We start from the raw sequence: 8,077 nt of genomic DNA on the forward strand, positions 1-8,077 counted from the left end.
CGTGGTCGCCGCCGCCTGCCCCAGCAGGGTCCCGGTCACGAGGAGCGCGGCGAGGAGCCCGTACCGGCCGCGGCGGGGGAGGAGGAGCGCGCCCGCCACCGCCGCCAGGCCGACGCCCGCGAGGAGCAGCGACCAGGAGGTGAGGAGCGGGCTCGGCAGGGCGCCGGCGGTCAGGGCCAGGACGACCGCCGCCCCGCCGAGGAGCGACCTGCGGTCCGGGAGGCCGTGGGAGAGGCCCGTCCAGGCGGCGAGCACGAGGACGCCGGACAGGACGAAGGTCTGGCGGTACGGGCTGCCGTTGGGGGTGGCGAAGAGGTGCCAGACGAGGTGGGTCGGGCCCCACTGCATCGACACCGCGACCGCCGCGCACAGACCGCCCCACAGCCACCGCTCCCGGCCCGGCGCGTCCCGGCGGAAGAGCAGGGCCGCCGCGAGCAGCGGCACCGCCGTGCAGACGAAGGCCGCCGGCGTCGAGAAGCTGTAGGTCGCCGGGAGCAACCGGGCGAAGAAGTCCGTGCCGGCCGCCGGGTCGAAGTCCCGGACCGCGCCCGGGTGGGCGTGCCGGGAGCCGAGGAAGACCGGGACGAGGACGGGGGCCGCGAGGCCGGCGCCGGTCCCGGTCGTCACCACCGCCCGGAGCAGCGTCCGCGGGCGGAAGGAGTCCGTGGCCGCCAGGCGGACCAGGAGCACCAGGGCGGCGCCCAGGGTCGCCATGTACGCCGTGTAGAAGTTCGCGAGCCAGCAGACCGCCACCACCAGGGGCCCCAGGAGCGGCCGCCGGCCCTCCCGCACCCATTCGCCCACCAGGCAGAGCAGCGGGAAGGCGATCAGGCCGTCCAGCCACATCGGGTTGTACGTGCCCTCCGCGAGCGACCAGCCGCAGAGCGCGTACGAGGCGCCGAGCACCGCCGCCCACCACCAGGGTCCCGCCGGACCGGTCCGCCGCAGCAGGAACGTCATCGCCGCCGCCGCGACCGCCGTCTTCAGGACCGTGATCCCGTACACCGCGTACTCGATGTCGCCGCGCGGGAAGAGCGCGACCAGCGGGGCGAAGGGGCTCGACAGGTAGGTGCCGTAGTCGGGCAGGAAGCTCGTGCCCCAGCCGCCCTGCCAGTCGAGCAGCGGTCCGCCGTCCGCCCGGCCCCGCAGCAGGTCCCACAGGTGCGCGTGGAACGGCACGAACTGGTTGGCGAGGTCGTTGACGGCCCGGCGGCGCGGCCCGAAGGGGAACACCCGGGCGGCGGCGTCCCCGCCGCAGACGGCGAGGACGGAGAGCACGCCGGCGAGCACCGCGGCGAGCGGGCCGGCGGGGCGGGCGGAGGGCGGCCGGGAGGGGGTGGCGTTCGGCATGACCGTTCGAATATGCCAGCGCCCCCACGGGAAGGACCGTGCCCGCGGGGTCAGTTCACGTGATGGTCGCCCGAAGGTCATCCACCCGGACCGGCCGGGTCACCGGGCTCCGTTGTCGTGGTCCGCGTGCTGCTCTCGATCGTCGTCCCCTGCTTCAACGAGGAGGACGTCCTCGCCCGCTTCCACGACCGCGTGACCGCCGAACTCTCCCGTCTCTCGGGTGGGTTCGAGCTCGTCTACGTGGACGACGGCAGCCGGGACGGGACCCTCCCGCTGCTCCGGGAGCTCGCCGGCCGCGACCCGGACCGGGTCCGCTACCTCTCCTTCAGCCGCAACTTCGGCAAGGAGGCCGCGATGCTCGCCGGGCTCCGGCACGCCGCCGGAGACGCCGTCGTGATCATGGACGCCGACCTCCAGCACCCGCCGGAGCTCGTGCACCGCATGGTCGCCCTGCACGCCGAGGGGTACGACCAGGTCGTCGCCCGTCGCACCCGCGAGGGCGACCGGGTCACCCGTACCCTCACCGCCCGCCTCTACTACCGGGCGATCAACCGGCTCGTCGACGTCGAGCTCGTCGACGGCGTCGGCGACTTCCGGCTCCTGTCGCGGCGCACCGTCGACGCCGTCCTCGGACTGGGCGAGTACAACCGCTTCTCCAAGGGCCTCTTCTCCTGGGTCGGCTTCCGCACCACGACCTTCTCCTACGAGAACGCCGCCCGAGAGCAGGGCCGCTCCAAGTGGACCTTCGGCAAGCTCCTCAACTACGGCCTCGACGGACTCCTCTCCTTCAACAACAAGCCCCTGCGGGCCGCCGTCCACCTCGGCCTCCTCCTCACCGTCGTCGCCCTCGGCTACGCGGCCTGGATCGTCGGCGACGCCCTCGTCAACGGCGTCGACACCCCCGGCTACGTCACCCTCCTCGTCGCCGTCACCGCCCTCGCCGGCGTGCAGATGGTGATGGCCGGGCTGATCGGCGAGTACGTCGGCCGCATCTACTACGAGGTGAAGCGACGGCCGCACTACCTGCTGAAGGAGACGAGCGGCGCTTCGGAAGCGGCCGACACCAGGGTGACGGGTGAGTCGTTGTGGGAAACAGTCGCTCCGAAGTAGTGGCTCCGGCCCCGGCGACTCCCTACCATCGATCACCGCAAGGTCGTTCAACTGACGCACGACCAGCCCGGGAGGCTCCTTTGCACCGCCGCACTGCGCTCACCGTCTCCGCCGCCCTGCTCGCCGCGGCCCCGCTGCTCACCGCCTGTGGCAGTGACGCCCACCCAGGAGCGGCGGCCGTCGTCGGCGGCGAGCGGATCGAGGTCTCCAGCCTCCAGGCCCAGGTCAAGGACGTACGGGCCGCGCAGGCGGCCTCGCCGCAGGCCGCGCAGCTCGTCGCGGCCACCGGCGACCTCGGCCGCCGCAAACTCAACGTCATGATCTTCGATCGGGTCGTCGACAAGGTCGCCCGCGACAACGGCGTCACCGCCACCCGCGCCGAGCTCCAGCAGACCCGGGCCTCCTTCGTCCGCCAGGCCGGCGGCGAGGACCAGCTGGAGGCCGTCCTCCTCCAGGAGCAGGGTGTGGCGCCCGACCAGATCGACGCCTTCGTCCGCCGCAACGTCCTCATGAACAAGATCGCGGCGAAGCTGGGCGTCACCGAGGACGCCGCGGGCCAGAAGAAGCTGACGGACGTCTTCTCCGCCGCCTCCAAGGAACTCGCCGTCGACGTGAACCCGCGCTACGGCCGCTGGGACGACGCCCAGGTCCGGCTCTCCGACACCACGGCCCCCTGGCTCCGCCAGATCAGCCAGGACCCGGCCGCCGTCCCGTCCGGTGCGTGAGTCCGGGTAAGTTCGAAGGGTGACTTCTGAGAGCCCCGGCCGCATCGTCCTGCTCACCGCCAGCCACCGCGTGGCGCCCGGACTGCTGTCCTGGCCCGCCTGGCAGGCGCTGCACGGAGCCGACCGGGTGCTCTGCCCCGACGAGGACCACCCCCAGTTGCCGTACCTGCGGGAGGCCGGCGTCGCCGTCGAGCACGTCCGGCCCACCGCCGAGGAGCTCGTCGAGGCCTGCGCCGGAGGCCGTACGGTCCTGCTGCTGCCCTCCGGCGAGGGGGACAGGGCGCTGACCGACGGCCTCGCCCGGCTCGCCGGCTCCGGCCGCGTGTCCATGCCCGACCTGGAGCTGCTGCCCGGCTCGTACGACCTGCCCGGTGCCCGCCTCCTCGACCTCGTGCAGATCATGGACCGCATCCGCCGGGAGTGCCCCTGGACCTCGCGCCAGACCCACCGGGGGCTCGCCAAGTACGCCATCGAGGAGGCGTACGAACTCGTCGAGGCGATCGAGGAGGGCGACCGGCGGGAGCTGCGCGAGGAGCTCGGGGACGTGCTGCTCCAGGTCGTCTTCCACGCCCGGATCGCCGAGGAGGACGCGGAGGAGCCGTTCTCCGTGGACGACGTCGCCGGGACGCTCGTCGAGAAGCTGGTCCACCGGCACCCGCACGTCTTCGGGGACGCGACCGCCGAGACCCCCGAGGACGTCCACGCGCACTGGCTGCGCACCAAGGCCGTCGAGAAGCAGCGGGAGTCCGTCACCGACGGGGTGCCGCTCGGGCAGCCGGGTCTCGCGCTCGCCGCGAAGCTCGCCGGGCGGGTCCGGTCGGCGGGCCTCGACGTGAAGCTCCCGGCGGGCGAGGGCATCGGCTACGAACTCCTCGCCCTCGCCGCCCGCGCCGACGCGGCCGGCGTGGACCCGGAGGCGGCCCTGCGGGCCGCGGCCCGGACGTACCGGGACGCGATCCGCGCGGCGGAGGGCGTCCCGGGCGCGTGAATCCGCGCGGCGGAGGGCAGGACGCGGTCCGATGCCCGGCCTCCGCGGCCTCACGTGGACTTGAGGAAGAACCTGATCGTCGTGGGGCCCGAGTAGACGAACTCGCCCCCGGGCAGGCAGTTGTCCGCCGGGCGGCGGCCGAGGCCGTCGCAGTGCCGCGCGCTCAGCCGCATGAACACCGTCGACGTGTGCTCGCCGGCCGTGAGCGAGGGGAACGGGTCGGAGGCGAAGAAGGCGAAGGGGTTCTCACCGGAGGTGGCGATCCGGCGGATGACCTCCGACCCGAACGTACGGCTCTGCTCCCGGACGGTGCCGATGTCGGTGACGATCCGGACTCCCTGGAACTTCGCGAGGAAGTCCTGCATCGGGTCGAAGACCGTGGGCGTGTAGTCGCGGGGGTAGCGCGCGCCGTTCCCGTCGGGTGCCGTCCCCCAGGAGGGGAAGGACCGGACCCAGCGTTCGCCCGTGAACGCCTCGCGGCAGGCCGGCGGGCCGACGATCCGCTCGCTGATGCCGAGGAAGACGTTGAGGTTGGTCCCGTCGGGACTGAGGCAGTTGTGGTCGGCGGGAGGTACCGCGGCGGCCTTCACGGGTCGGGTCCGGGTCTGGGGATCGGCCTGGGCCCGGGCCTGGCCTGCGCCGCAGACGGCCAGGACCGCAGCCGCGAGGGCCGGGATCACGGCCGTGCGCATACGGGTGGGTCTCATGGCCCGAGACTGACCCGTACAGGCGCCCCGTCCCGGCCGGACACGCGTGTCCTCTGCCGCATGGCCTACGGTGAACACCCCTCGCGCGGCGCCCGCGCCTCCGGGTTGTGCCAGAGGGGGGCCGGGGGGCCGAGGAGGCGTTCGGCCGCGGTGTTCGGGCGGGTGGTGAAGCGGCCCACCGACGGCAGGGTGTCGTGGTGGATCCGCGCCGGGTCCGTGCCCAGCTCCTCCAGGGTCTCGGCGACCTCCGTCACGAAGGCCGGCGGCCCGGCGAGGTACACGTCGTGCGCGGACCAGCGGACGCACGCCCGCAGCGCCTGCAGCAGCCGCTCGGTCGCCCGGTCCCTGCGCTGCCGGGGCGCGGCCGTGATGTAGGTGACGTGCAGGCCGGGCAGGCGTTCCTTCAGGAGCTCGGCTTCCTCGCGCGCGTACAGGTACTCCTTGGAGCGGGCCACCACGAACAGCCGGCCCTGGAGCTCCGGCTCGGCCGCGGCGGCCTCCGCGAGGAGCGCCCGGACGGGGGCCCAGCCCGTACCCCCGCAGATGTAGGTGCGCGGTCCGCCCCGCGGCGTCCGCGCGACGAGCCCGCCGCCGGGGGCGCTGAGCCGCAGCACCTCGCCCGGGCCCGTCTCCTCGACCAGCGCCGTGCTCATCGCGCCGCCCGCGATCCGGCTCACGTGCAGCTCCACCGTGCCGTCGGGGCGGGGCGCGTCGGCGAGGGAGTAGGTGCGCCAGACGCGCGGGACCCGCAGCGAGCTGACGCTGACGTACTGGCCGGGGCGGTAGGGGAGGGGCTGCCGGGGGCGGAGGGTGAGGACGGCGAGGTCGTCGCCGTACCGCTCGTGGCGGACGACGTCCGCGTCCCACCAGGCGGGCTCCCCGGCCCCGGCCGCCGCGTCGGCGCCCGCCAGCATCAGATCGGCGACGTGTCCGTACGCCTCGGTCCAGGCCTTCTCCGCCTCGGCCGTCCAGACGGCACCGGCCGCGTGCGCGAACGCGGCGAGCAGGCTCTGCCCGACGGCCGCGTACAGGGCGGGGGAGGCGAGGAACTTGCGGTGGTCGCGGCCCAGCTGCCCGAGGTAGGCCGCGAGCCCGGGGTCGTCCAGGTGGGTCACCACATGGGTGAGCGCGGCGAAGAGCCGGTCCCGCTGCGGGAGCATGTCCTCGGGGAAGAGCGCGCGCACACCGGGGTTGTGCCAGAAGAGGTGCGAGTAGAAGAAGGTGACGGCGTGCTCGGCCCGTCTCTCGACGACCGCGAACGTGCTTCTGAGCAGATGGGGATCCACTGACAAGAATCTAGGGCACACCTGTACCGCTTGATCACAGGATCTCCACGAACGTGCCTCCCGGAGCGGCCCTGTACGGTCGTGCCGTGAGTACGACCCCCGGCCCCGCCCCCGCGCCCGAGCTCTTCACCTGGGAGTTCGCGAGCGATCCGTACCCCGCCTACGCCTGGCTGCGGGAGCACGCGCCCGTCCACCGGACGACGCTGCCCAGCGGGGTCGAGGCCTGGCTCGTGACCCGGTACGCGGACGCCCGGCAGGCCCTCGCCGACCAGCGGCTCTCCAAGAACCCCGCGCACCACGAGGAGTCCCCGCACGCGAAGGGGAAGACCGGGATCCCCGGCGAGCGCAAGGCCGAGCTGATGACGCATCTGCTCAACATCGACCCGCCGGACCACACCCGGCTGCGGCGGCTCGTCTCGAAGGCCTTCACCCCGCGCCGGGTCGCCGAGTTCACCCCGCGCGTGCAGGAGCTGACCGACCGGCTCATCGACTCCTTCGTGGCGAAGGGGTCGGCCGATCTCATCCACGAGTTCGCCTTCCCGCTCCCCATCTACGCGATCTGCGACCTCCTCGGCGTGCCCGCGGAGGACCAGGACGACTTCCGGGACTGGGCCGGGATGATGATCCGGCACGGCGGGGGCCCGCGGGGCGGGGTCGCCCGGTCGGTGAAGAAGATGCGCGGCTACCTCGCGGAGCTCATCCACCGCAAGCGGGAGGAGCCGGGGGACGACCTGATCTCGGGGCTCATCAGGGCCTCCGACCACGGCGAGCACCTCACCGAGAACGAGGCCGCCGCCATGGCCTTCATCCTGCTGTTCGCCGGCTTCGAGACGACCGTCAACCTCATCGGCAACGGCGTGTACCAGCTGCTGCGCCACCCCGGGCAGCGCGCGCGGCTCCAGGCCTCGCTCGCCGCCGGGGAGACCGGCCTCCTGGAGACCGGCGTCGAGGAACTGCTGCGGTACGACGGGCCCGTGGAGATGGCGACCTGGCGGTACGCGACGCGGGCGCTGACCATCGGCGGGCAGGAGATCCCGGCGGGCGACCCGGTGCTCGTGGTGCTCGCCGCCGCCGACCGGGACCCGGAGCGGTTCGACGCGCCGGACACGCTCGATCTCGCCCGGCGCGACAACCAGCACCTCGGCTACGGCCACGGCATCCACTACTGCCTGGGCGCGCCGCTCGCCCGCCTCGAAGGACAGACGGCGCTCGCGACCCTGCTGACCCGGTTGCCGGACCTGCGACTTGCCGCCGATCCGGCCGAACTGCGGTGGCGCGGTGGGCTCATCATGCGGGGGTTGCGCACGCTTCCGGTGGAGTTCTCCCCTTCCGTACCGGTCCTGACTACTGATGCGCCATCAGAAATGTGATCTTCGTGTGATCGTGGCGCCATCGACTTGTGACGGACGTTCGAATGCGGCTACGTTTCCCGGCAGTCTCAGCCGTCACGCGAAAGGCGCTCCTATGCGTTCCGGGAACGGACGACACCGTCGCCCCCGTCAGGCCCCCGCCCTCGTCGTCGCCGCGGGCGTGACCGGATCCGCCATGGCGCTGCCTCTGCTCGCCACCGGATCCGCCTCCGCCGCCGACGCCGCCACCTGGGACCGGGTCGCCGAGTGCGAGTCCGGCGGCCAGTGGAGCGCCAACTTCGGCAACGGCATGTACGGCGGCCTGCAGTTCACCCAGGACAGCTGGGAGCGGCACGGCGGCCTCGCGTACGCGCCCAGCCCCGACCTGGCCAGCCGCGCCCAGCAGATCGCGGTGGCCGAGAAGGCGCTCGCCAAGGGCAGTAACGAGTGGGCCACCTGCGCGCCGATCGCCGGCCTGACCAACGACGGCAAGGCCACCGGGGTGAACCCCGGCCCGGCCGTCGTCCCGGCGACCCCCACCGGCCCCCTTCCCGAGTCCGAC

At 73.5% G+C, this 8,077-nt stretch carries 8 protein-coding genes; 5 read left to right on the plus strand and 3 right to left on the minus strand.

Annotated elements, in window-relative coordinates; all coding sequences use genetic code 11:
- A partial coding sequence (locus K7G60_RS37660) for a YfhO family protein (protein ID WP_225805472.1) occupies positions 1-1,350 on the minus strand: 1,350 nt, incomplete at its 3' end.
- Positions 1,351-1,476: 126 nt separating this feature from the next.
- Between K7G60_RS37660 and K7G60_RS37665 the strand changes: the two genes are divergently transcribed.
- From K7G60_RS37665 to K7G60_RS37675, 3 genes are all read left to right on the plus strand, one after another.
- Complete coding sequence (locus K7G60_RS37665) at positions 1,477-2,460, plus strand: glycosyltransferase family 2 protein (RefSeq protein ID WP_225805473.1); 984 nt, start codon at positions 1,477-1,479, stop codon at positions 2,458-2,460.
- Positions 2,461-2,540: 80 nt separating this feature from the next.
- Positions 2,541-3,185: a SurA N-terminal domain-containing protein gene (locus K7G60_RS37670; protein WP_225805474.1), complete on the plus strand. Its 645-nt coding sequence runs from the start codon at positions 2,541-2,543 to the stop codon at positions 3,183-3,185.
- A 19-nt stretch (positions 3,186-3,204) separates the two neighbouring features.
- A complete protein-coding gene (locus K7G60_RS37675) occupies positions 3,205-4,173 on the plus strand; it encodes a nucleoside triphosphate pyrophosphohydrolase (RefSeq protein WP_225805475.1) in 969 nt (322 codons plus the stop codon).
- A 50-nt stretch (positions 4,174-4,223) separates the two neighbouring features.
- Here the strand turns inward: K7G60_RS37675 and K7G60_RS37680 are convergent, their stop codons facing one another.
- Complete coding sequence (locus K7G60_RS37680) at positions 4,224-4,880, minus strand: hypothetical protein (RefSeq protein WP_225805476.1); 657 nt, start codon at positions 4,878-4,880, stop codon at positions 4,224-4,226.
- A gap of 65 nt (positions 4,881-4,945) precedes the next feature.
- Entirely contained in the window at positions 4,946-6,166 is a 1,221-nt protein-coding gene (locus K7G60_RS37685; protein ID WP_225805477.1) for a globin domain-containing protein, read from the minus strand.
- An 86-nt stretch (positions 6,167-6,252) separates the two neighbouring features.
- On the opposite strand from K7G60_RS37685, the gene K7G60_RS37690 reads away from it, so the two are divergent.
- Together K7G60_RS37690 and K7G60_RS37695 are read left to right on the plus strand one after the other, a co-directional pair.
- The gene (locus tag K7G60_RS37690) at positions 6,253-7,536 is read left to right on the plus strand and encodes a cytochrome P450 (RefSeq protein ID WP_225805478.1); all 1,284 of its coding nucleotides are present in this window, start codon (positions 6,253-6,255) and stop codon (positions 7,534-7,536) included.
- 94 nt (positions 7,537-7,630) lie between these two features.
- The coding region (locus tag K7G60_RS37695) for a transglycosylase family protein (protein ID WP_225805479.1) at positions 7,631-8,077 on the plus strand (447 nt) is incomplete at its 3' end.

The organism is Streptomyces sp. NK15101, assembly GCF_020400725.1.
GTDB lineage: Bacteria > Actinomycetota > Actinomycetes > Streptomycetales > Streptomycetaceae > Streptomyces.

What these genes read in the sequence shown, in the direction of transcription:
- K7G60_RS37680 (WP_225805476.1), bottom strand. Translation starts at nt 4,880, where the DNA reads ATGAGACCCACCCGTATGCGCACGGCCGTGATCCCGGCCCTCGCGGCT.